Source organism: Kribbella sp. NPDC020701, from assembly GCF_055562215.1.
On sequence record NZ_JBVHFT010000017.1, the window covers coordinates 36677 to 56982 of the forward strand.

General features: G+C 69.2%; 22 protein-coding genes. 9 read left to right on the forward strand and 13 right to left on the reverse strand.

Annotation, left to right across the window (positions count from 1 at the left end; genetic code table 11):
- Nucleotides 1-215: 215 nt before the first annotated feature.
- Nucleotides 216-1133, reverse strand: coding sequence for an aminoglycoside phosphotransferase family protein (locus ACZ3HV_RS33720; RefSeq protein WP_465690696.1), 918 nt, complete (start codon nucleotides 1131-1133; stop codon nucleotides 216-218).
- Entirely contained in the window at nucleotides 1133-1282 is a 150-nt protein-coding gene (locus tag ACZ3HV_RS33725) for a hypothetical protein (RefSeq protein ID WP_465690340.1), read from the reverse strand. The genes ACZ3HV_RS33720 and ACZ3HV_RS33725 overlap by 1 nt, the downstream gene beginning before the upstream one ends.
- Before the next feature lie 831 nt (nucleotides 1283-2113).
- On the opposite strand from ACZ3HV_RS33725, the gene ACZ3HV_RS33730 reads away from it, so the two are divergent.
- Entirely contained in the window at nucleotides 2114-2650 is a 537-nt protein-coding gene (locus ACZ3HV_RS33730; protein WP_465690342.1) for an IS110 family transposase, read from the forward strand.
- 93 nt (nucleotides 2651-2743) lie between these two features.
- Here ACZ3HV_RS33730 and ACZ3HV_RS33735 read toward each other — a convergent pair whose 3' ends face one another.
- The 8 genes from ACZ3HV_RS33735 to ACZ3HV_RS33770 all read right to left on the reverse strand — a co-directional run bounded on the left by ACZ3HV_RS33735 (nucleotide 2744) and on the right by ACZ3HV_RS33770 (nucleotide 9334).
- On the reverse strand, nucleotides 2744-3280 hold the full coding sequence (locus tag ACZ3HV_RS33735; RefSeq protein WP_465690344.1) for an IS110 family transposase: 537 nt from the start codon (nucleotides 3278-3280) through the stop codon (nucleotides 2744-2746).
- Between the two features lie 357 nt (nucleotides 3281-3637).
- A complete protein-coding gene (locus ACZ3HV_RS33740) occupies nucleotides 3638-3871 on the reverse strand; it encodes a lipoyl domain-containing protein (RefSeq protein WP_465690346.1) in 234 nt (77 codons plus the stop codon).
- Nucleotides 3868-4914, reverse strand: coding sequence for an alpha-ketoacid dehydrogenase subunit beta (locus ACZ3HV_RS33745; RefSeq protein ID WP_465690347.1), 1047 nt, complete (start codon nucleotides 4912-4914; stop codon nucleotides 3868-3870). The genes ACZ3HV_RS33740 and ACZ3HV_RS33745 overlap by 4 nt, the downstream gene beginning before the upstream one ends.
- A gap of 10 nt (nucleotides 4915-4924) precedes the next feature.
- A complete protein-coding gene (locus ACZ3HV_RS33750; RefSeq protein WP_465690349.1) occupies nucleotides 4925-5953 on the reverse strand; it encodes a thiamine pyrophosphate-dependent dehydrogenase E1 component subunit alpha in 1029 nt (342 codons plus the stop codon).
- A 511-nt stretch (nucleotides 5954-6464) separates the two neighbouring features.
- Nucleotides 6465-6710 carry a VOC family protein gene (locus tag ACZ3HV_RS33755; RefSeq protein ID WP_465690351.1) on the reverse strand — a complete coding sequence of 82 codons (246 nt, stop codon included), beginning with the start codon at nucleotides 6708-6710 and terminating at the stop codon, nucleotides 6465-6467.
- A 91-nt stretch (nucleotides 6711-6801) separates the two neighbouring features.
- Nucleotides 6802-7296: a hydrogenase maturation protease gene (locus ACZ3HV_RS33760; protein WP_465690353.1), complete on the reverse strand. Its 495-nt coding sequence runs from the start codon at nucleotides 7294-7296 to the stop codon at nucleotides 6802-6804.
- On the reverse strand, nucleotides 7293-8588 hold the full coding sequence (locus tag ACZ3HV_RS33765) for a Ni/Fe hydrogenase subunit alpha (protein ID WP_465690355.1): 1296 nt from the start codon (nucleotides 8586-8588) through the stop codon (nucleotides 7293-7295). Before ACZ3HV_RS33765 ends, ACZ3HV_RS33760 begins: the two co-directional genes overlap by 4 nt.
- On the reverse strand, nucleotides 8585-9334 hold the full coding sequence (locus tag ACZ3HV_RS33770) for an NADH-quinone oxidoreductase subunit B family protein (RefSeq protein WP_465690357.1): 750 nt from the start codon (nucleotides 9332-9334) through the stop codon (nucleotides 8585-8587). Before ACZ3HV_RS33770 ends, ACZ3HV_RS33765 begins: the two co-directional genes overlap by 4 nt.
- 108 nt (nucleotides 9335-9442) lie before the next feature.
- On the opposite strand from ACZ3HV_RS33770, the gene ACZ3HV_RS33775 reads away from it, so the two are divergent.
- The 3 genes from ACZ3HV_RS33775 to ACZ3HV_RS33785 are packed head-to-tail and all read left to right on the forward strand — an operon-like array spanning nucleotide 9443 to nucleotide 11832.
- Nucleotides 9443-10564 (forward strand): 4Fe-4S dicluster domain-containing protein, encoded by a 1122-nt coding sequence (locus ACZ3HV_RS33775; protein ID WP_465690359.1) that lies wholly within the window; start codon nucleotides 9443-9445, stop codon nucleotides 10562-10564.
- Nucleotides 10557-11018: a Crp/Fnr family transcriptional regulator gene (locus tag ACZ3HV_RS33780; RefSeq protein WP_465690361.1), complete on the forward strand. Its 462-nt coding sequence runs from the start codon at nucleotides 10557-10559 to the stop codon at nucleotides 11016-11018. Before ACZ3HV_RS33775 ends, ACZ3HV_RS33780 begins: the two co-directional genes overlap by 8 nt.
- Nucleotides 11011-11832: an FAD/NAD(P)-binding protein gene (locus ACZ3HV_RS33785; protein WP_465690363.1), complete on the forward strand. Its 822-nt coding sequence runs from the start codon at nucleotides 11011-11013 to the stop codon at nucleotides 11830-11832. The genes ACZ3HV_RS33780 and ACZ3HV_RS33785 overlap by 8 nt, the downstream gene beginning before the upstream one ends.
- A 39-nt stretch (nucleotides 11833-11871) precedes the next feature.
- On the opposite strand, the gene ACZ3HV_RS33790 is transcribed toward ACZ3HV_RS33785, so the two are convergent.
- Entirely contained in the window at nucleotides 11872-12573 is a 702-nt protein-coding gene (locus tag ACZ3HV_RS33790) for a CBS domain-containing protein (protein ID WP_465690365.1), read from the reverse strand.
- A 359-nt stretch (nucleotides 12574-12932) separates the two neighbouring features.
- On the opposite strand from ACZ3HV_RS33790, the gene ACZ3HV_RS33795 reads away from it, so the two are divergent.
- The 3 genes from ACZ3HV_RS33795 (at nucleotide 12933) to ACZ3HV_RS33805 (ending at nucleotide 15393) form a co-directional block, all read left to right on the forward strand.
- Nucleotides 12933-13187, forward strand: a complete 255-nt coding sequence (locus ACZ3HV_RS33795) for a serine hydrolase (protein WP_465690698.1) — start codon at nucleotides 12933-12935, stop codon at nucleotides 13185-13187.
- 86 nt (nucleotides 13188-13273) lie between these two features.
- Complete coding sequence (locus ACZ3HV_RS33800; protein ID WP_465690367.1) at nucleotides 13274-13840, forward strand: hypothetical protein; 567 nt, start codon at nucleotides 13274-13276, stop codon at nucleotides 13838-13840.
- Nucleotides 13813-15393, forward strand: a complete 1581-nt coding sequence (locus tag ACZ3HV_RS33805) for an FAD-dependent monooxygenase (RefSeq protein ID WP_465690369.1) — start codon at nucleotides 13813-13815, stop codon at nucleotides 15391-15393. The genes ACZ3HV_RS33800 and ACZ3HV_RS33805 overlap by 28 nt, the downstream gene beginning before the upstream one ends.
- A gap of 81 nt (nucleotides 15394-15474) precedes the next feature.
- On the opposite strand, the gene ACZ3HV_RS33810 is transcribed toward ACZ3HV_RS33805, so the two are convergent.
- On the reverse strand, nucleotides 15475-16440 hold the full coding sequence (locus ACZ3HV_RS33810; protein WP_465690371.1) for an Acg family FMN-binding oxidoreductase: 966 nt from the start codon (nucleotides 16438-16440) through the stop codon (nucleotides 15475-15477).
- Nucleotides 16441-16805: 365 nt separating this feature from the next.
- Here ACZ3HV_RS33810 and ACZ3HV_RS33815 point away from each other — a divergent pair, with 365 nt between their 5' ends.
- Both ACZ3HV_RS33815 and ACZ3HV_RS33820 read left to right on the forward strand, forming a co-directional pair.
- Entirely contained in the window at nucleotides 16806-17696 is an 891-nt protein-coding gene (locus ACZ3HV_RS33815) for a universal stress protein (protein ID WP_465690373.1), read from the forward strand.
- A 463-nt stretch (nucleotides 17697-18159) separates the two neighbouring features.
- Nucleotides 18160-19053 (forward strand): hypothetical protein, encoded by an 894-nt coding sequence (locus ACZ3HV_RS33820; protein WP_465690375.1) that lies wholly within the window; start codon nucleotides 18160-18162, stop codon nucleotides 19051-19053.
- Between the two features lie 81 nt (nucleotides 19054-19134).
- On the opposite strand, the gene ACZ3HV_RS33825 is transcribed toward ACZ3HV_RS33820, so the two are convergent.
- Nucleotides 19135-20292, reverse strand: coding sequence for an ABC transporter permease (locus ACZ3HV_RS33825; protein ID WP_465690377.1), 1158 nt, complete (start codon nucleotides 20290-20292; stop codon nucleotides 19135-19137).
- Nucleotides 20293-20306 lie beyond the last annotated feature (14 nt).

Here is a 20306-nt window from a genome sequence, read left to right on the forward strand (position 1 = left end):
AGGCGCTGCAGTTCGGGAAAGTCGGAGTCGGCGCATCGGCGGGAGAACCGGTACAGCAGATCGCGGACCTGTTCGAACATCATTCGCGCAGCGCCAGGCAAAGTAGCCGGGTCTTGATCGGTACGACGAGGTTCGGCGCGCCAGCCGGGAAAGCTGGCACAAAGGCGAGTACTTGACCGACGAGGAGATCACCGGCGGATCAAGACGATCCGCCGCTACTGACCACCGCCCGGTCCGTGGCCGCTGGCTATTAGTCGATCTGCCTCGGCGAGCAACAGATCACCGAACGGCTGGAACCCGATCTGTCGGCTGTACAGGCCGCTGATGACGCGGTGGATCGTTCCCCACTCCCAGATCGCCGTGGCGTCTACACCAGTGTGGGTGGCCAGCCGCTTCGCCCTGGCGTGCAGGTCGTCGCCGGCGTCGGGATTGCATCGGATGATGGTGCCAAGGTCGTATGCTCGCTCAGCGCGCAGGCCACCCGGATCGATGAGCTTGAACGTGCCGTCCGCCGCCTGAAGCACGTTGAGGTCGTGGACGTCGCCGTGCACGAGCACGGCGTGTCGGTCATCGTGGGCGCGGCGGCGACGGTCCAGGCACGCCAGAGCGTCCTCGACGGTCGCTTCCGAGCACGCCTGACCCGTCTCTTCCCACAGTCGCGGCAGCAGGTCGGAATACTCGCGTGCCTTGTCGGCGCCCGTCGGCAGGTCGAGATCGGGGCTGGCCGGCCGCCAGAGCCGGACAGCGACATCGCACATCATGTCGTGCCGTGTCGCGGGATCAGGCACGACATCGCAGATGGCGGCCCCGAGTCGCTCGAGCAAGAGTGCGCCGCGATCGAGGTCGTCGCGCAGCAGGCGCGCGCAGCCGTCGCCGTCGGCGAGGCGCAGCGCGGTCGCCTCGAAGGTGAGATCGCGCTGAGTCCCCGGAACGCCGACCTTGAGGACAGCCGCCGTTCCGTCAGCGAGTGTCGCCTCGACGACGAGCGCCGCGTGGCCGCCGCGCAACGTGGCGCCGATGGTCAATGACCACTCCTGCGCTAGAGATTCCACGATCGAGGGCAGCTCGTCGAGCCACGCGGCGTTTCCGTCGGCCACGACCTTGTTCCACACTTCATCGGGAATGTCGAGCATCACGCGGGCTCCTCATGCAACGAGACTCGATCACCAGTCTGGGCCAAGGTCTCCTCGAATCGCTCCTGGAATCCGACGGGCAACCGCTCGTCGTGCCGACACTGCACCACCTCGCCGTGCTCGGGCACCCGGCACACATCAGAGAGCATCTCCGCCACTGCACACACGAGGTCCTGATCGCCACAAGCCGGCGGAGCGGACGTGCTGAGGGGACGTCCCTCGTTCTCCTCGAGTCCCCTTGCACTCCGCGTCCGTTCCGCCACTCCACCGGGAGCGGCTAGCTGGCCACCTCACTGGCCGGTCAGTTGCTCCTGCCCCGAAGCTGCGTCCACTCGGCGCACTGACCGTCTCCTCAGCCGAGCGGGCCAGCGCGTGACGCGCTGAGGTCGCTGTCTTCGTGGGGCGGGGTGCAGGTACTCCTATGACCGTGATTGGCTGCGGGCGCGTCAACGGCGATCTGGCACGAGACGAATGACCACGGACCTGTGGCGCGCGACACGCTCATCCAGTCAACACAAGCCCACGGATGACCGGCCCGGGGCGAGACCGCTCGCCCATCCCGCCCGGCGCAACCACGGGGCGGTCGATGCGCGCGGCGGCGCGCAAACCGGGCGGCAGCCCGCAGGTCGCCGGCGCAGCCGGCACGGATGCACCGGCGACAAGCCGGGGGTGGGTGGGAGCACGCGTAGCAGGCGCGGGAGGAGCGGAGCGACGGAGCGCCTGTGTAGCGCGCGTGGGCTGTACTACCTGATGCGCACGCCGGAGATGGCGCGGGCGATGACCAGGCGCTGGATTTCGGAGGTGCCTTCGAAGATGGTGTAGATCTCTTCCAGTCACGCGGACATCACTTGGCGGAGGACCGAAAGCGAGCTCTGACCTGACCCTATGTCGGCCGGGCGTGGGCCGTGCCCCCTTCCGTGCTCGGTCCGGTGAACGTACGTTCCGGGTTGTCTGTATCGAGCTCGGGAAGGAGGCCCGGGATGTCTGTCTACGTGGGAATCGATGTTCACCGCGAGCGTTCGCAGGTGGCGGTGGTGGATCAGGCCGGTCAGGTGCTGGCCAACAGGAATGTGCCGAACGGGATCGAGACGGTGCTGAAGGTGATCGGGGATCTGCCGATCGGTACGCCGGTGGCGTTCGAGGCCGCGTTCGGCTGGGGGTGGCTGGTCGAGCTACTCGACGACTACGGGTTCGAGCCGCATCTGGTGCACCCGTCGCGTTGCAAGGCGATCGCCTCGGCGCGGTTGAAGAACGACAAGGTCGACGCGCGCACATCCTGGCTCAGCTGCTGCGCGCCGATCTGCTGCCGGAGGCCTGGATCGCGCCGCCGGCGGTGCGTCAGCTGCTGGCCCGGCTGCGGCACCGGATCCAGCTGGTCCGGCTGCGGACGCGGCTGCGCAACCGGATCCACGCAATCCTGGCCGACCACGGCCACGACCGGGCGGAGGGCTGCTGGAGCGATCCAGGGCGCCAGTGGCTGGCCGGGCTGGATCTGCCGGCGGCGTCGCGGGAGGTGATCGAGGACTGCCTGGCGATGATCGACGCGGTCCAGGTCACGATCGAGCGCCTGGACACCGAGGTTCAGCCGCACGCCAAGGCCGACCCGCGGGTCAAGGGTACTCACCCGGCTGCCCGGTGTCGGCGAGCTGACCGCGCTGGTCATGATTGATCGCCTGCGTGCGGGACTTGACCGCGGAATCCTTGGCCAGCTTGAGCATCCGGGCCATCTCCGCCGGGCCGTCGCAGGTCTTCGCGGTCGCAGAAGCTCGGCCGGAGATCACTGCCTGCGCGGCAGCTTGCGCGTCGATGGTGTCGGTCTTGCCCCGACGGCGGCGGGTGGCCTTGTCCGGCTGGTTGACCTCCACCACTTCGACGCCCTCGCTGAGCAGGTAGCGGGTCAGTCCCGCGCCATACGAGCCGGTGCATTCCACCCCCGCCTGGCGCACCAAGCCAAGGCCACGCGCCCAGCCCAACAGACCCCGGTAGCCGGCCGCGGTGGTAGGGAATGCCTTGCACTCAATCACCCCACCCAGCACCGTCACCGCGGCGGCGACATGCGTGTCCTTGTGGGTATCCACGCCGAGCACCACCTCCTCGATGGAGGTGTCGGACTGGTCGGTCACTATCGCCTGGGGCATGCTGGTCATGGCTGTCGGACTCCTGTTCGGTGCGGGTGCGCGATGGCCAACACCGGGCCGGCAGGGGCGGTCAAAGCTATGATGGCGCCTTGTTCACGGCAAGGCCCCTCTTGGGACACGCTCCGCCGGGCCGGTGGCGGCAAGCACCACCCCGGACCACAGCCGACAGATCTAAGCCAGGACACTGCGGTCTGCTCTCATACGGGTCAAACCGCGATCCCGGACAGCACACCATGATCCTCACAGGTGAGCCTATGCGGCGCGGTCCGGCGGCAACAGTCACCGAATGTGCCTCCGGCGGCGACCAAGTCCAGGCGGGCGTGGGCGCGGCGAGTGCGCGACAGATCCCGATTTACCGTCGGGGACTCAGTCAATGCGCGCGATCGGGCAACCCTGCTTCACAGTTTCCTCCTCCGCCACGAGGAGGCGCACCACTCCGCCGACGGGTGCCGGTACCTCTGCCGAGACCTTGTCGACCTGTACCTCGGCAAGCAGTTGTTCAGCGCTGACGGTGGCGCCGTCACTGACGAACCAGGTAGCCAGCACTCCCTCCGCGTCCGGTGTGTCCTTCGACAATGCGGGGAACGGCACGTCGGTCATCCGGCCACCGCAGCGCGTACGGCTTTCTCGATCTTGTCCTGCCGTGGCAGGACGGCGTACTCGAGTGCGTGGGCATACGGAATGGGCACATCGGGCATCGCGAGCCGCTGTACCGGGACCTGCAGCATCGTTGGGTCGTGGTCGGCAACGGTGGCGACGACCTCACCGGACAGACCGAACGAGCGGTAGTCCTCATCCACGACGACGAGCCTGCCGGTCTTGGCCACCGACGTCAGGATCGCCTCGCGGTCCAGCGGCACCAGACTGCGGAGGTCGATGACCTCCACGTCGATGCCCTCACCGGCAACACTTTCGGCGACGTCGAGGGCGTGGTGCACCGACAGCGAGAGGGTCACGACCGTGACGTCGCTGCCCTCGCGGGCGACCCTCGCCTTGCCGATGGGTACGGCGTAGTCACCCTCGGGCACCTCGTCGACGGAGCGGGCGTTCTTCGCCATCCACGGCAGCCCCATCACGCCCTTGTGGAACATATAGACGACCGGGTTGTCGTCACGGATCGCCGAGGTCATCAGGCCCTTCGCGTCGGCGGGGCTGCTGGGGACCACGACCTTCATGCCCGGAAGGTGCGCGAAGGTGCCCCACAAACACTGCGAGTGTTGTGCGCCGTCGGAGTAGCCCCCGCCCACGGCGGTGGTCAGCACCATCGGGACCTTCACATTGCCGCCAGACTCGTAGTGGATCTTCGCCATGTGGTTGTAGATCTGGTCCAGGCATACGCCCATGAAGTCGGCGAACATCAGTTCCACGATGGGGCGCATGCCCTCGACCGCGGCGCCGACGCCGAGGCCGATGAAGGCGGTCTCCGAGATCGGGGTGTCGATGACTCGCTGCGGCCCGAACCGCTCGAGCAGCCCGGTGGTCGAGCTGAAGATTCCACCGTAGGCGCCGACGTCCTCGCCCAGGTAGAACACCGAGGGGTCGCGTTCCATCTCCTGAGCGATGGCCTCGACCATCGCCTTGGACGTGGTCAGCCGGCGGCTTGCCTGGGGCGCGGGTGCAGCCGGGGTGTCGATGATGGTCATCGTCGTCTCCTCAGGCAAACACGTAGGAAGTGGCCGACGCAGGGTCAGGCACGGGACTGTTCTTGGCGTAGGTGATCGCGTCCTCGACTCGCTCGCTCGCCGCGTCCTTGATCCGGGCCGCGGCGGTGTCGTCGAGGTGCCCGGCCGCGCGCAAGGTCTGCTCGTAGCGAGGGATTGGGTCCTGCATCGGCACGTCGGCGAGCTCGGGGCGATATCCCTGGGCATCGCCCTCGAAGTGCCCCCACAGCCGCAGGGTGTGAACCTCGATCAGCGACGGCCCTTGCCCCGCCCTGGCTCGGGCAACGGCGCGCTGTGCGGCGCCGTAGATACCCTCGACGTCGTTGTCCTCGACACGTTCGCCCGGCATGCCGTAGGCCGCTGCACGGTCGGCATTCGAGCCGATCGCCGTGGACGCCGAGCGCAGCACCGAGATGGCCCAGTCGTTGTCCTCGATCACGAACACCACCGGCAGCAACCATCGGGCCGCCAGGTTCAGCGACTCGTGGAACGCGCCCTGGTTGGCGGCGCCCTCACCGGTCACCGCGACAGCGATCTGGCTGCTGCCGCGGCGCTGGAACGCGAACGCCTGTCCCAGCGCGGGTGGGTAGCCCTCGGCGATGATCCCCGAGCAGGAGAAATGCGTATCAGGGTCGAACAGGTGCATGTGGCCACCGCGCCCGCGCCCGAGACCAGTCTCGCGACCGAAGATCTCTGCGGTCATCTTCCGCAGGTCCACGCCGTGGGCGATCGCGAAGTGGTGCGGGCGGTGCGTCGCGGTCACCGCATCCTCCGCGGTCAGGTGTGCGCACACACCGGCCGCCACGGGCTCCTGTCCTGCGGACAGGTGCATCTCCCCGGGGACCAGCCCCTTGCCGATATCGAAGCCGGGTCCTTTATCGGCGTGGTACTCCCGGAGGATCGCCTCCTCGTAGGTGCGGGAGAGAACCATGGTCTCGTAGAGCCCTACCCGCACGGCGGGGTCAACGGAGTTCCCGCCCGGCTGAGCGCTCGACGTCGAGGGTGCTGCGTGTGTCGTCATCACGGCCTCCAGTGCTGAGTCTCCCCCCGGCAACGTGTTGGCGTGGGGATTGCCGGGCTCCACCACGGCCAGCGCGGACATCCCAGGAGAGGCCGACTGGCCACCATCGAGCCTATGCACACCACACCGGTACGTCCAGGAATCAACGAATCGTGCGCCGACGGCGCAGCTGTCGCCATGGTCGTGTTCACGGACGCGTCCTCGTTCCTCCATCCTGTCTTGAACCCGGACGCGGGCCTTGGCGTGAAGGTCTTGAGATACGCCGGTTCTGTGGGTCTTCGCTGGGAATACCTGAGCCACCCGGACCCAGGCTTCACCCTCCGCTTGTACACCCGCATGCTCCCGTCCTCGCACGAGCGGGCACGGGAGGCCGTGGACACGCGCCCGGGTCGCCTCTTCACCACTAGTCACGGAACAGGCCGCCGACCATTCCTCTGCTCAGTCCTGGGAGCCGGACGGCGGCGCCGCCCGCCGGGCCCGTTGACCATCCGGCGCATCAGCTCGTCTGGTGTCACGTCCTCGAAGTGGACGCGACGGTCCAGCCGTGGCCGAACGGGTCGATGATGTGGCCGTCGCGGTCGCCGTAGAACTGGTCCCCCGCCGGACGCTGCAGCGTCGCGCCCAGTTCCACTGCGTGCGCGATGACCGCATCCACGTCCTCTACGTAGATGAACAGTGAAGCGGGTGATCCCGGCAGCCCACCGGCCGGCGGCGCCGTGGTCCCCCGGTACGGGTCCTCGTCCTCGACGATGACCACCGAGTCGCGGCGGACCTCCTGGAACTGGCTACCACGCCGATGCGCGAGATCGCCGACCGCGAGCAGATGTTCTGGGAGTGGCTGAAGGCACTCACCGTCGGCTGAAGGGCTCGTCCAGGGCGCTGAGTACGGCGTCGACGAGTCGGGGCAGCGCGGCGGCGACCGGGGTCGAGAGGTCGGTGCCGAACGCGACATCCGCGGCCTCGACCGCGTAGACGACGAGCCGTTGCGGCAGCCGGTCCAGCGCTTCCGCGAGCCGCAGTGCGTCGGGGATGCCGAGGCTGTGCGAGCCGGCGGTGTGGGTTTCGACGGCCGAATCTCCAGGACCGGGGGCGGCGAGTTGCTCGAGGGAAACCTCGGTGCGGTGGATCTCGCCAGGCGTCGACGGGTCGCACAGCACGGCGTCGACCACCACGGCGAGTGGTGCACCGGCCCAGTCATCGATCAGCCTGGCCGGTTCGCCGTCGGACACGATCAGCTTCACACCTGGCAGCCAACGGTCTTCGAGCGCAGCGATGAGGGCGGGCCCGATGCCGTCGTCGCGGCGGTACTCGTTCCCGACACCGATCACCACTGCCGTCGTCACTGCCGCTCCACGGTCAGCTCGAGGAAGTGCGTCGAGCAGGAGATGCACGGGTCGTAGTTGCGGATCGTCCGCTCACACAGCCCGGTCAGCGGCTCGTCACCGAGATCGAGGTTGGCCGCGACCACCCGCCGGAGGTCGTCCTCGATCGCAGCCTGGTTCTGCGACGTCGGAGGGATGATCGTCGCCGACCGGACCAGGCCGTCGGCACCGATCCCGTACCGGTGGTACAGGAGGCCACGCGGCGCCTCGCTGACACCGTGCCCAACGCCGTCTCGTGCCGGTACGACGACGTACGCAGGCTCCGGCGGCTGGTAGTTCTCGATCAACCGCAGCGCCTCTTCGACCGCGTACGCAATCTCGACGGCACGGACCACGATGCTGCGAAACGGGTTGCGGCACTCGCTGCCGAGCCCCGCGCCGGCGGCGAGCTCGCGAGCCAGCGGCGACAGGCGCTCGCGGTTGAGGGTGTAGCGGGCCAGCGGTCCGGTGAGGTACCGGTGGCCGTCCAGGCGGGCATGCAGCGCCGTCGAGCGTGATACCTGCTCCTCGACAACATGGTTGCTGAAGGCATCGATTCCGAACGCGGGACCCGCGCTGCGGCGCAACGTCGTACCACTCTCGATCGCGTAGCGAGCCGGGTCGTGCACGGCCAGGAACTCGTGGTCCAGCTCCAGGTCCGGGAAGTCGAATCCCGCCACCCAGGACACCGTGGCGATCGCCGCGTCGAGCGCCGGACGGAGCTGAGCGGCCAGCTCGTCGAGCTGATCCCGGCCCGGTGCCGAGTAGAAGCCGCCGACGCGGACGTTGATCGGGTGGATCGGCCGGCCGCCGACCAGCTCCAGGATCGCGTTACCGGCCTTCTTCAGGGCCAGCCCACGTTGGACGATGTCGCGATGGGCAGTGGCCAGTGCGATGGCGTCCGGGTAGCCGAGGAAGTCTGGAGCATGCAGCAAGTAGATGTGTAGAGCGTGGCTGGAGATCCATTCGCCGCAGTACAGCAAGCGCCGCAGCTCACCGATCGGCCCGCCGACCCGCACCCCGCAGGCGTCCTCGATCGCGGTGCACGCACTGGTCTGGTAGGCGACCGGGCAGATGCCGCAGATCCGCGCGGTGATGTCGGGTGGTTCGGTGTAGCTCCGCCCGCGCAGCAGGGCCTCGAAGAATCGCGGCGGCTCGTAGATCTGCAGGTCCGCACGCTCCACGACGCCGTCCCGAACGGTGACACGCAGCGCACCCTCCCCCTCGACACGGGCGAGTGAGCTGACCTTCAACTGCCTGGCGCGGTGGCTCACGAGAACCAGCCGCCGGCAGCCGCGTTGAACGTGAGGAAGACCCGGTCGATGTCGGCGTCGGTCATCCCGGCCTCCCGCAACCTGGGGAGCAGCGCCGCCACGTTGGGCTTGGTCATCGGGCCGAAGCAGCCGAAACATCCGCGCCGGTACGCCGGGCACAGCGCCCCGCATCCGGCGTGCGTGACCGGTCCGAGGCAGGGTGTACCGTCGGCGACCATCACGCAGGTCAGGCCACGGCGCTTGCACTCGGTGCACACGGAGGTGTCGGGCAGATCCGGCTTGCGGCCCGCCAGGAAGGCAGTCAGCACCTCGAGCAGTTGGCGGCGGTCGATCGGGCAGCCGCGCAGCTCGAAGTCGACCCGGACGTGGTCCGCGACCGCCGTCGAGGTCGCCAGGGTCTCGATGTAGTCCGGCCGGGCGTACACCACCGATGCGAACTCGGCGACGTCGCCGAAGTTGCGCAACGCCTGGATCCCGCCGGCCGTCGCGCAAGCGCCGATCGCCACCAGCACCCGCGACTCGGCCCGGATCCGCTGGATTCGCTCGGCGTCTGCTGCCGTGGTGATCGAGCCCTCGACCAGTGACACGTCGTACGGACCGGGCAGCACCGCGCTCGACGCCTCCAGGAAGTGCGCGATCCGCACCCGCCCGGCCAGCGCGAGGAGCTCGTCCTCGCAGTCCAGCACGGTGAGCTGGCAACCGTCACACGAGGCGAGTTTGAAGACCGCAAGCGTCGGAGTGTCCATCACAGTGAGCACATCAGGGTGACTGACGGCTCCGCCAGGGACCGAAGACCGCGCCGCCCGGGACCTTCGGCCCTGGGCCGGTACGGCGGCCACCAGGACGATCGCGGTATGGGTCAAGCGATCATCGACACCGACGGCCTCGGCGCTCTCGTCCAGGTGCTGATCGCCGACGGCTACCAGGTGGTCGGCCCAACCGTGTCCGGCAGCGCGATCGTGCTCGCCGAGCTCACCGGCGCCGACCAACTGCCCGCCGGCTGGGGCGTCGAGACAGGACCGGGCTACTACCGGTTGCGGCGGCGTGAGGACGACGCGATGTTCGCCCACTCCGCCGGTCCGCAGTCCTGGAAGACGTTCCTGCATCCGGCCCGCCGCAACCTGTGGTCCACCGACGAGGACGGCTCGTTCCGCGCCGCCGATGAGGAGTCACCGCGGTACGCGCTGCTCGGCGTCCGGGGTTGTGACCTGGCCGCGATCGCGAAGCTTCACGATGTGCTCGGCGGCGGCAGCCATCCGGACGGGTCGTTCGAGGCACGGCACCGGTCGCTGTTCGTCGTGGCGGTGAACTGCACCGAACCCGGCGAGGTGTGCTTCTGTGCCTCGATGGGCACCGGCCCCGCGGCCGGCCCCGGAGCGGACCTGACCCTGACCGAGCTGACGGCCCCGGCACCGGCCGGCGGCCACCGATTCCTGGTCGAGGCCGGCACCGACGCCGGCCGCGACCTGCTCGGCCGGATCGACCACCGCGACGCGGCCGTTGACGAGACCGACAGGGCACGCACCGCAGTCGAAACGGCCACGCACCGGATGGGGCGGGCGATGCCTGAGGTGGATCTGCGAGCCTTGCTGGCCGGCAGCCGTGACTCGTCGCACTGGGAGGACGTCGCGCAACGGTGCCTCACCTGCGGCAACTGCACGATGGTCTGTCCGACCTGCTTCTGCACCACCACCGAGGATGTCAGCGACCTCACCGGGGACCACACCGAGCGCTGGCAACGCTGGTCGTCGTGCTTCGAGCTCGACTTCTCCTACCTGCACGGTGGCAGCGTCCGCAGCTCTGGCGAGAGCCGCTACCGGCAGTGGCTCACCCACAAGCTCGGCACCTGGCACGACCAGTTCGGCGGGTCCGGCTGCGTCGGCTGCGGCCGGTGCATCGCCTGGTGCCCCGTCGGTATCGACCTCACCGAAGAGGTAGGCCGGCTCACCGCAGCCGACAACGCCGCCCATGGCTGACGCGGGTCTGTTCGACGAACTCGACGCCCACGAGCAGGAGGCGGTGCTCCGCACTGCCCACGAGGTCTCGTACGACGACGGCGACCGGCTGTTCGTCGAGGGCGGCCGGGCCGACCACTGCTGGCTGATTCGGCACGGCCGCGTCGCGCTCGACACGGCGGTGCCCGGCCGCGGCCATGTTGTCATCCAGACACTCGGACCTGGCGATCTGCTCGGTTGGTCCTGGCTCGTCCCGCCGTACCGCTGGCACTTCGGAGCCCGCGCGATCGGCACCGTCGAGGCGACGGCGTTCGACGCGGATCAGCTCAGAGGGCTCGCGGACCAGGATCCCCGGCTCGGTTACGCGCTGACCCGGCAGTTGCTCGTCGTCGTCCTCGACCGGTTGCAGTCCACCCGAGCGCGGTTGCTGGACCTGTACGGCGACGGGAGGCACGAGGACAGCGCTCATGGCTGAACCAATGCTTCCGGTCAGGTACCAGGTCGTCGACCGCACGGTCGAGACCCGCGACTCGGCCACACTGCGGCTGCAGCCGGTCGACGAGCCGCTGGCACGGTTCCACCCGGGGCAGTTCGCCATGCTCTACGCGTACGGCGTCGGCGAGGTGCCGATCTCCGTCAGCGGCATCGGCGACGACAACACGTTGGTCCACACCGTACGGTCCGTCGGCGCGGTCAGTCGGGCCCTGCACGACGCCCAGCCCGGAACCGTCCTCGGTGTTCGCGGCCCGTTCGGTACGACGTGGACTCTCGACGACGCCATCGGCAACGATCTCGTGGTGGTCGCCGGCGGCATCGGACTGGCCCCGCTGCGACCGCTTCTGGTGACGGCACTGACCCGACGTACGGCATACCGCAGAGTCGTGCTGGTGGCCGGCGCCCGCACGCCGGACGAGTTCCTGTTCCGCGCCGAGCTGGACCGTTGGGTTGTCCGCGATGAGCTCGACATCGAACTCACCGTCGATCGGCCGGCAGCCGGTTGGGACGGCACGGTCGGATTCGTCACCGAGCCGCTGTCCCGGCTCCGGCTCGATCCGGAGCGAACCGTCGCGTTCCTCTGCGGCCCGGAGCCGATGATGCGGTTCAGCGCCCAGGTCCTGCTCCGCGGGCAGGTCCCAGCCGAGCGGATCCGCGTGTCGCTCGAGCGTTCGATGAAGTGCGGGATCGCCTTGTGTGGGCATTGCCAGCTCGGGCCGTTGCTGATCTGCCGCGACGGTCCGGTGGTGGACTACGCCATCGCCGAACCCCTGCTGACGGTGCCCGAGCTGTGAGGCACCACATGGTGGATCCGGAACCGGCGCCGGGGCCTGTCAGGGACGGCGCCTGTGTTCCGGTGAAGGTTGGATATTCGGAGTCGACGTCGTGTCGTCGTACACCCACTTGAGTTGGTTGTCGACGCCGACCACGCCGTCGACCCCGGCGGTCAGCTTCTCGACGAGTTCGGCTGTGCTGTGGCGGTCGACCTCGCCGGACATTGTGACGACGCCGTCCTGGACGGCCAGCTCGATGCCGAATGGGTCATCCCACAGGGCGTGTACGACGACCTCTTGCCGGACCTCATGCAGGATGCGCTCGTCCGGTGCCAGGAATGCCTTCAGCAGATCCGATCTCGTCGCGATGCCGGTCAGCATGTCGCCGTCGGTCACGACCAGGCGGGTGATGCCCCGCGCCGCCATCAACCTGGCCGCTTCGGGAATCGTCGCTGTCTGCTCGATCGTCACCGCCGGATGCGACATCAGCTCGGCTGCCCGCAGGGCAACGGCCCTCGACCGCGACCGATGCTGCCACCAGCGCAGCGCCCACGGAGGCCGCCGCGAACCTTGGAACTCCTCCTTGCGGACCAGATCCGTCTCCGAGACCACGCCACCCACGCCGCCGTACCGGTTCAGCACCGGCACCGCGCTGATGTGGTTCTCCGCCAGCACGGACACGACGTCCTTGTAGGGCGTGTCCTCGGTCACCGTGATCACGTCGCGCGTCATCACGTCCGACACCTTCAACGGATGCCTCATGGCTCCTCCAGCGCACTCGGTCGTCACCTCTACCGAACGCCACGAGGCCGGTCGTCGACAGGGTCCGTGTCCTCCCGATGGATGGTCCAAAGGTCCCTACCCGGGCTGGTCTGTGCCCTCGAAGGCACTTCATGAGGTGCTCACCTCGCTGGTCCTCACGCAGCCGGGCTCAGTCCTCGTCGAACTCGTCGCGGGTGACACGAGGACGCGTTCCCGAGCCTGTCATCGTTCCCATCCGACTGGTCACGAGGATCTCTTGTGGATCACGCGTGGCCAGTTGTGGAGCGGCATTTCAGGCCGACCAGAGCGACGGCGTCGCCGCGGTGATCGCGACCTATCAGGCCAGGATCCCCGAGCTGATGGCCCAGAAACAGAATCCCGGACTTGCCCTGGCGTTGGTCGACGGCGACGGGGTGGTGTGGCAGCAGGGGTTCGGCTCCACGGACAGCGACGGGGGTACGCCGGTCACTGTCGACACCATGTTCAGTGTCCAGTCGATGTCGAAGGTCTTCACCGCCACGGCCGTGATGCGGGCCGTGCAGTTCTGCAGGTGTCCCTGGCCCTCGGAATCCTCCGTGACTTGGTCACCGAGCGGCGCGTCAGATGGACGCTGAAGAGCAATCAGCGAATCGGAGAGGTGAGGATAGGACGATGCGGATCCGCGAGGTCATGACCACCCCGGCGGAACGGAGGTGACCTGGTGAGCGAGCAAGGCCCCCTGCCCAGAGCCGTCGCGCTGGCCGCGGTTGGGCGCTGCGTGGTGGCAACGGGACAGCTGTTGCTGCAACGACGCGTTCGTCAACCGCGCGAGCACGTCGGCAAATACCTGCGGTTCGCTGACGGAACGCAGGGCCGGGTGTACCGGGAGACGGTCGTCGACCGGCCGTCGCAGGCCGATCCTTGCATTCTGGTGGTCACGTTCCAGTTGCGCGGCGTGCGCGGACGGGGTCACGCGCTGTTCCGGTGGGAGTCCTGGTTCAACACTCCGCTGTTCGTCGGGTTCCCGGGCTTCATCTCGAAGCTGTGGCTGGCCCACGACGAACTCGGCACCTACCGGGGAGTCTACGAGTGGGACGGCGCGGAGTCTGCGGAGGCGTATGCCCGTGCACTCTGGCGGGTGCTCGAGTTGGTGAGCGTCCCCGGCTCGATCCACTACCAGGTGGTGACCGGTCTGCGTCGCGACGAGGTGCTTGCCGACCCCCAGCTGCTGGACCCGGTCGAGCCGGCCGACGAGGGGGCATGGTGGCGCCTGGTCGGCGTACGCTGAGCACGCCCGTGGATGTCCTGGTGGTCGGCGCAGGGCCGACGGGACTCACGACGGCCCTCCAGGCTCACGATCACGGCGCGACCGTCCGCGTGGTCGAACGACGGCCGGAGGCCTACCGGCGATCGCGGGCGATGATCGTGTTCCCTCGGACGCTGGAGTGTCTTCGGCCTCTCGGCGTCACCGGGGAACTGCTCGACCGAGGTGACACGTCCCCGGAGGCCGAGCTCCATCTGGGGCGCCGACGCGCCTCCGTCCGTCTGGGCGAGTTCGCGCTGCCCGACACTGCGTTCCCCCATCTCACGCTCGTACGGCAGATGGACGTCGAGACCGTCCTTGCGCAGGCTCTGACCCGCCGCGGCATCACCATCGAGCGGGGAGTCGAGCTGGTCGACGTGGCCCCCAGCCCGGACGCCGAGGGCGACTGCCGGGCCACGTTGCGATCGGCCGGCGGGACGTCGGAGACAACGTGCCGGTTCGTCGCCGGGTGCGACGGCCCGGCGAGCACCGTCCGATCCCGGGCCGGGATCGGCTGGCGCGGCGCGGCCTACCGGCAGGAGGTCGTGCTGGCCGACGTCGAGCTCGACGGCGACCTCGCCCCAGGCGTACTGCATGTCGCCGCGGGGACCAGCGGGTTGCTCTTCGCCTTCTCGCTCGGTGAGGGAGCGACCTGGCGCCTGCTCGCGACCCGATCGGCCGGTGACCGGGTCGACGACGGCTTCGGGCAGCCAGGCCTGCCTGTTCCGTTGTCCGAGATCCAGCAGCTACTCGACCAGTCGCAGCTGGGTGCCGCCGTACGGGAACTGCAGTGGTCTGCCCGGGTGCCGTTGCAGTATCGGCTGGCCGCGACGTACCGGCATCGCCAACTGTTCCTCGCCGGCGACGCGGCGCACACTCACTCGCCGGCCGGGGCACAAGGCATGAACACCGGGATCCAGGACGCCGCCAACCTGGGCTGGAAGCTGGCCTACGCAGCTGGCCACCGGCAGCCCGAACTGCTCGACTCCTACGATCAGGAACGTCGGCCGGTCGCCCGGCAGGTGCTCGTGATGACGCACCTGATCTTCTGCGCCGAAGCCTCCACCCATCCGCTGCCCGCCCTGCTGCGTGGGAAGCTCGCGCCCCTGGCGGCCCCCGCCGTACCACTTCTCATGCGGCGTCAGCGGCTCCTCAGCGAAGCCGTCCGCACGCTGTCACAACTGCGGGTGAGCTACCGCGGCAGCGTCCTCTCGCAGCTAGGCACACCCGCCATCGGCCGGGGTGTCCGGCCCGGCGACCGGTTGCCCGACGCAACCGTCACCAGCAGCGGGAGGACGATCCGACTCCACGAGCTCACCGCGACGCCCGGGATCCACATCTTGCTCTCACGTGACGCCCAGCCGCTGGACCCCGGCACGCTCGGCCCGTGTGTTCGGGTGCATCGCCTGACCAGCCGGCCAGGTCGCGACCTCATGGCGGTCCGCCCCGACGGCCACGTCGGCTTCCGGTCGGCCGACCATGACGGCCTCCACGCCTGGCTTGAGCTCGTCGGGGCCCTGCACCGTCACAAGAACTGACTGCCGGCCCGGCCGGCGCTCAGCACGTCGTCATCACGATACCGGGACGGCGACGCTCCAGGAGCGCTGTGTCCAGCCGGCTCAGTCGAGCAGTACGTCGGCGATCGGGCGGCGCGGAGTCGGAGGGACGGGCGGACCGTAGCCGACGCGGATGATGGCCTGCGGGCGCCGCCACGGGCCGAGTGGATCATTGACGAGCCACCGCAGCGCGTCGTGCTCGATCGCCTGGTTCAGCAGGGAGGTCGACAATCCCCGGGCGGTCGCCTCGAGGAGAACTCGCTCCAACGCCTGCCCGGCCCGAAGCCAGTGTGGCCGACTGTCGTGACGGGTCGAGAGCACGGCCAACTGCGGCTTCGGCTCGAAGCTCGCGGGCTCCCGGTTCTCGTCCGTGGGAGTGGCGGCCAGGTCGCGGACCAGCGACGCGCCCCGGGGGCCCCGCGGCCCCAACGCACTGCGCGGAACGCCGTCACCGACCCGGACGCCCCCGACCCAGCGACGTCGCTCGGCGGTCCGGTCCGGGTCCTCGTCGTCGAGAGCGCCCGCATCGTCGCTTGCCAGCTGCAACCATTCGCGCCGAGTCGCCGCGGTCGGCCACTCAAGCTCGGCCCCTTCCAGCCGGGCGGTCAGCACCAGCAACTCACGGACCTCCGCCGCGACCCGGCGGCCGGAATACGGCTGCCGGTTGGTCCTGCGCAGGGCCAGGTACGGCGCCAGCAGCCGCAACTGTTCGGCCTCCGGGCCAGGCGTCAGCAACTCGACCTCGGCGACGAGCCCAGGACGAGCACGATCGAGCACGTACCTGATGTCGGTGCCATGGCCGAGCCGGGCGGCGGCGACACGGAGGTTGAACGCCGCGGCGCCGAGAGACAGGTACAGCATCCGCCGATCGGGATCCTCGGCCGGCAGTTCGCGCGCCGGGTCGCGGTGCACTTCGACCACCCGGTCGTGGAAGCGGAACTTCCAGGGCTGGGTGTTGTGGACCGAGGGCGCCGCGACGGCCGCCCTGAGCAGTTCGTCGCGCACGCCGGCCGGCAGGGATGTCGTCATCGCGTTCCTCGGCTCTGGAGTCGGAGCACCACCGGCGGGCCTGGTTCATCCGCCCCTCCCGGCCGCTGTGCCGAGGCGCCGGTTCGGACGCCCGCCGAAGTACGGCGAGGGACACGGTCGTGGTCTGCTGGATCCGGACACTCAGCTCAGGGTCTGCGCCGGGCCGGCAGCCCGTATCCCTCACGAGTCCATTCGATCGCCCGCGTGGCAGGGCTCCCAGGGCCGAAAGGCCCCGGCCGGAGGCGGCGTCCGACCGAGACGAAGGTCCTTCGCCCCAGCACGGTGCTGTCATCCGGCACTCCTCGGCTCCCGCGGCGACGGGGTTCCCTGGAAACACACCGCCCATCGAGGGAAAGGTGACGATCATGTCCGCAGACGCTCGCCCGACGATCGTGGTCGGGATCGACGGATCGCGCGACGGCGTCCTCGCACTGGACTGGGCCGCCGACCTGGCCATGCGGCGAAGCTGGGGAATCCGCGCGGTACATGTCGCCGACGACGACCAACCGGCCCATCCCCTCGGTGCGGCGCCGGATATCGACGACGGCGGCGGGGTCCTCGAGGATGCCGCCGACGAACTGGCCGAACTCGGCTTCACCGGCGCGACCCTGGAGGTCCGGCACGGTCATCCCGCCGAGGTGCTGCTGAACGTCGCCCGGTCCGCCGCCCTGCTGGTGATCGGCCGGCGTGGGCGCGGTGGATTCGCCGAGCTGAGTCTCGGTTCGATCTCACAGGTCTGTACGGCGCTCTCCCGGACGTCCCTGGTCGTCGTACCGGACAACTGGCGGTGCGACCAGGGCGAGCTCGGCGTGGTCGTCGTCGGCGTCGACGGTTCGCAGGCCTGCCAGGCCGCGCTGGGGTTCGCGTTCGAGGTCGCAGCGGAACGGCGGGCGGAGCTGACCATCGTCCATGTGCCACGAGTGCCCGAGGACACCCCGCCCCCAACCGTCTGGGTCGACCCCGACAACGCTCCCTGGCGGCAGGACGCCCGCGCACTGGTCACTCAGGCGGTCGCCGGTTGGCCGGACAAATGCCCCGACGTGGTGTTCCGCACCCACTACCAGCCGGGTCACCCCGTCCAGGTGCTGGCGCAGTACTCCAAAGCCGCCGACCTGGTCGTCGTCGGCGGTGTCGGCCGCTCGGAATTCACCCCGCTGCGGCTCGGATCGGTGTCCCGCGGCCTGCTCCACCACACTCACTGTCCGGTGGCGATCATCCACACCGAGGCGACGATCGGACCCCGGCCGGCCGGCTGACAAGGGACCGGACCGACGGGGACCCTCGCCTCTGGGGTCGCCCTCGCGGCGGGCACATCGTAACGGTGGGCGAGTTCCGCGCGACCGAGCCGGAACTATCCAGGCAACGAGGTGATGTCGAGGTTGCGGCGGGGCAACCCTGCTGGACGCCGTCCGTGCGGCCGGGTACAAGGTGACCGCAGTACGCCTGAGAGCCCTCCCCCGTCCGACCACTATCCCCGGCTGCGGACCATGGCTGACTGTGTGACCTTCCTCAGCACCTGACCCCGTCAGGCCCTCGGAGTGGTGACTTTCGGCCCTGATTCGCCCCGGACACTGGAGCTGGAATAGAAGTGGGCGAGGGAAGCCATGCGAAAGGGTACGGAGAAGCGGCCCACAGCCGTGCACCGTACATCTCGGCCCGCTGCCGGAGCGGCGGTGGGCTTCCCTCGCTCCACAGCGCGGAGACTCGGGAGGCGGAGCGATGACGAACACAGGCCCTGACAACCTTCCGGGCAGTGAGCCGGAACCGCTGCGCCGGGCAACCCGGCGGATGCGGATTGCCATCGCGGTCGCAGCGGTCACCAGCATCGCGTTGATCTCCGTCCTGGCCGTCGTGCTTCTGCGTGACTCGGGATCGGAGCCGGGCAGCGCTCCGTCACCATCGGCGAGCGCGACACCGACGCCATCGGTCAATACGTCGCCGACGCCGTCCGCCACCGTACCGACGGCATCTTCGACGCCCAGTTCGACCACTACGGTCCGCCCGTTCGCCTACCAGGCACTCTGGCCGTTCAGTTCGGCGTTCGACGCGGCCGCGTGGCAACAGAAGTACCGCAGCGGCGGACAGCAACCCTGGCACCTCGATCCGGAGCAAACGGCATTGTCGTTCACGACCGGGTACCTCGGCTTCACCGAGGTCAACAGGGTCGTATCCCGTTCGGTCAGCGGTGACGAAGCGCGGATCGGCGTCGGCTACCAGGCCGAAGGCCGACTCGGTCGCGCCGCGACACTGCACCTGGCCCGGATCGGTCAGGGACCGGACGCGCCGTGGGAGGTCGTCGGCAGCATCGATACCACCTTCACCCTGGACCGCCCCCGGTACGGCGCGACCGTCACCTCACCAATGACGGTGGGTGGGCGGATCACCGGTGTGGACGAATCCATCCGCGTCGAGGTGCGGCAACTGTCTTCCGAGCAGCCGATCGGCACGTTCTGCTGCCTCCCCGCCGGAGGTGAACGGCAACCGTGGTCGGCCCAGGTCGGCTTCACCGGCGCGATGGGTTCCGCCTTGACCGTGGTCGCCTCGACCGGCGGCCACCTGCAAGGCGTCGAAAGCTTCGCGATCACCGGAGTACGTCCGGCACCGGCCAACTGACCACCCCACGCGGGTGCAGCTCGTGAGGAGGTATCGGTCCAGGGGCTGCGGTCGGGGCGGGACGGGTCCGTGGTGTTGGGTTCAGCTGCTGAGGCGGCGCTCGAGGAGGATCGAGGCCAGCCCAAGCATTCCGAGGGAGAATCCGGCGAGTACGGTCAGGTCCGTGGCGATGTCCACGACGCCGCCAGCGCGGGACAGCACGGTGATCCAGGCGTCGACCGCCCAGGCGTGCGGTGTCGCATGGCCGAGGGTACGGACCGTGTCCGGCACGATCTCCAGGGGCCACATGCAGCCGCCGAGCATGGCGAACGCGATACCGACCACCGGCCCGATCGCCGACGCCTGGTCGGGATTCTTGAAGGCCGCACCGCTGAGCATGCCGGCTCCGGTGCCGACCAGTGCCCACGTCGCGACCAGTGCGAAGGCCGCCGCCGGGTTGCCCCAGCCGACGCTGAACAGCAGCGAACCGGTGCCGATGATCAGCGCCGACTGCAGCAGCGAGAACGCCAGGTAGGAAAAAGTCTCGGAACACCAGGTCCCGCGCCCGGACGGGCACCGCGAGCGCTCGGCTGTAGATGCCGAGCTGGCGGGTTTGTACGACCGTCGCACCACCGGCCAACGCGTTGATGAACACGAACCGCACCAGCATGGTCGGCGCGCTGTACCCGAACCCCAGGGGCAGGTAGTCACTGTCGCTGGCCACATTCTCGGTGCTGACCGTGATGCGGGGGTCACCTGCTGCAGTGCAGTAGCCCTAGGCAACTGTTCGGCGACGGTACTGCCGGTCTTCCGGGCGGCGAACGCGGCCGCCTGAATCCGCTCGGCGTGCCGTGCGACCGCGGCGGAGACAGCGGACCGTACGGCGCTCTGCGTCGACTCCGCACCACCGGCCAGCACCGGAATCACCACGCTGTCTCCCCGCAGCAAGGCCGCCTCCAGGCCGGTCGGGACCAGGACCACCGCGTCCAACTCGCCGCGCCGCAACGCCGTACGTGCGCTCTGCTCATCGGTCTGGGGATGGACCGGACCGGCTGCGGCGAGGTCCTCGGCCAAGGTGGCGGCAAGGGGACCGCCGGAGGTCTGCTCTGACAAAACGCCGATCCGGAAGCCGCCAGGGTTCCGTACGACGGTGCCGATGATCGCGATCACGAGAACGGGCAACAGCACCACGAAGAACAGCGCCGTCCGGTCCCGCAGCATCCGCCGCAGCGACGCGCCGGCCACAGCCAGAGCTGTCATGAGGCGGCCCTTTG

Bases quoted from the DNA above. Each gene is read 5' to 3' on its own strand.
- ACZ3HV_RS33735 (WP_465690344.1), bottom strand. From the start codon at position 3,280: ATGACCAGCATGCCCCAGGCGATAGTGACCGACCAGTCCGACACCTCC.
- ACZ3HV_RS33730 (WP_465690342.1), top strand. From the start codon at position 2,114: ATGTCTGTCTACGTGGGAATCGATGTTCACCGCGAGCGTTCGCAGGTG.
- ACZ3HV_RS33785 (WP_465690363.1), top strand. From the start codon at position 11,011: ATGGCTGAACCAATGCTTCCGGTCAGGTACCAGGTCGTCGACCGCACG.
- ACZ3HV_RS33825 (WP_465690377.1), bottom strand. From the start codon at position 20,292: ATGACAGCTCTGGCTGTGGCCGGCGCGTCGCTGCGGCGGATGCTGCGG.
- ACZ3HV_RS33780 (WP_465690361.1), top strand. From the start codon at position 10,557: ATGGCTGACGCGGGTCTGTTCGACGAACTCGACGCCCACGAGCAGGAG.
- ACZ3HV_RS33745 (WP_465690347.1), bottom strand. From the start codon at position 4,914: ATGACCATCATCGACACCCCGGCTGCACCCGCGCCCCAGGCAAGCCGC.
- ACZ3HV_RS33805 (WP_465690369.1), top strand. From the start codon at position 13,813: ATGGTGGCGCCTGGTCGGCGTACGCTGAGCACGCCCGTGGATGTCCTG.
- ACZ3HV_RS33790 (WP_465690365.1), bottom strand. From the start codon at position 12,573: ATGAGGCATCCGTTGAAGGTGTCGGACGTGATGACGCGCGACGTGATC.
- ACZ3HV_RS33720 (WP_465690696.1), bottom strand. From the start codon at position 1,133: ATGCTCGACATTCCCGATGAAGTGTGGAACAAGGTCGTGGCCGACGGA.
- ACZ3HV_RS33810 (WP_465690371.1), bottom strand. From the start codon at position 16,440: ATGACGACATCCCTGCCGGCCGGCGTGCGCGACGAACTGCTCAGGGCG.
- ACZ3HV_RS33795 (WP_465690698.1), top strand. From the start codon at position 12,933: ATGGCCCAGAAACAGAATCCCGGACTTGCCCTGGCGTTGGTCGACGGC.
- ACZ3HV_RS33770 (WP_465690357.1), bottom strand. From the start codon at position 9,334: ATGGACACTCCGACGCTTGCGGTCTTCAAACTCGCCTCGTGTGACGGT.
- ACZ3HV_RS33740 (WP_465690346.1), bottom strand. From the start codon at position 3,871: ATGACCGACGTGCCGTTCCCCGCATTGTCGAAGGACACACCGGACGCG.
- ACZ3HV_RS33750 (WP_465690349.1), bottom strand. From the start codon at position 5,953: ATGACGACACACGCAGCACCCTCGACGTCGAGCGCTCAGCCGGGCGGG.
- ACZ3HV_RS33820 (WP_465690375.1), top strand. From the start codon at position 18,160: ATGACGAACACAGGCCCTGACAACCTTCCGGGCAGTGAGCCGGAACCG.
- ACZ3HV_RS33775 (WP_465690359.1), top strand. From the start codon at position 9,443: ATGGGTCAAGCGATCATCGACACCGACGGCCTCGGCGCTCTCGTCCAG.
- ACZ3HV_RS33815 (WP_465690373.1), top strand. From the start codon at position 16,806: ATGTCCGCAGACGCTCGCCCGACGATCGTGGTCGGGATCGACGGATCG.
- ACZ3HV_RS33725 (WP_465690340.1), bottom strand. From the start codon at position 1,282: ATGCTCTCTGATGTGTGCCGGGTGCCCGAGCACGGCGAGGTGGTGCAG.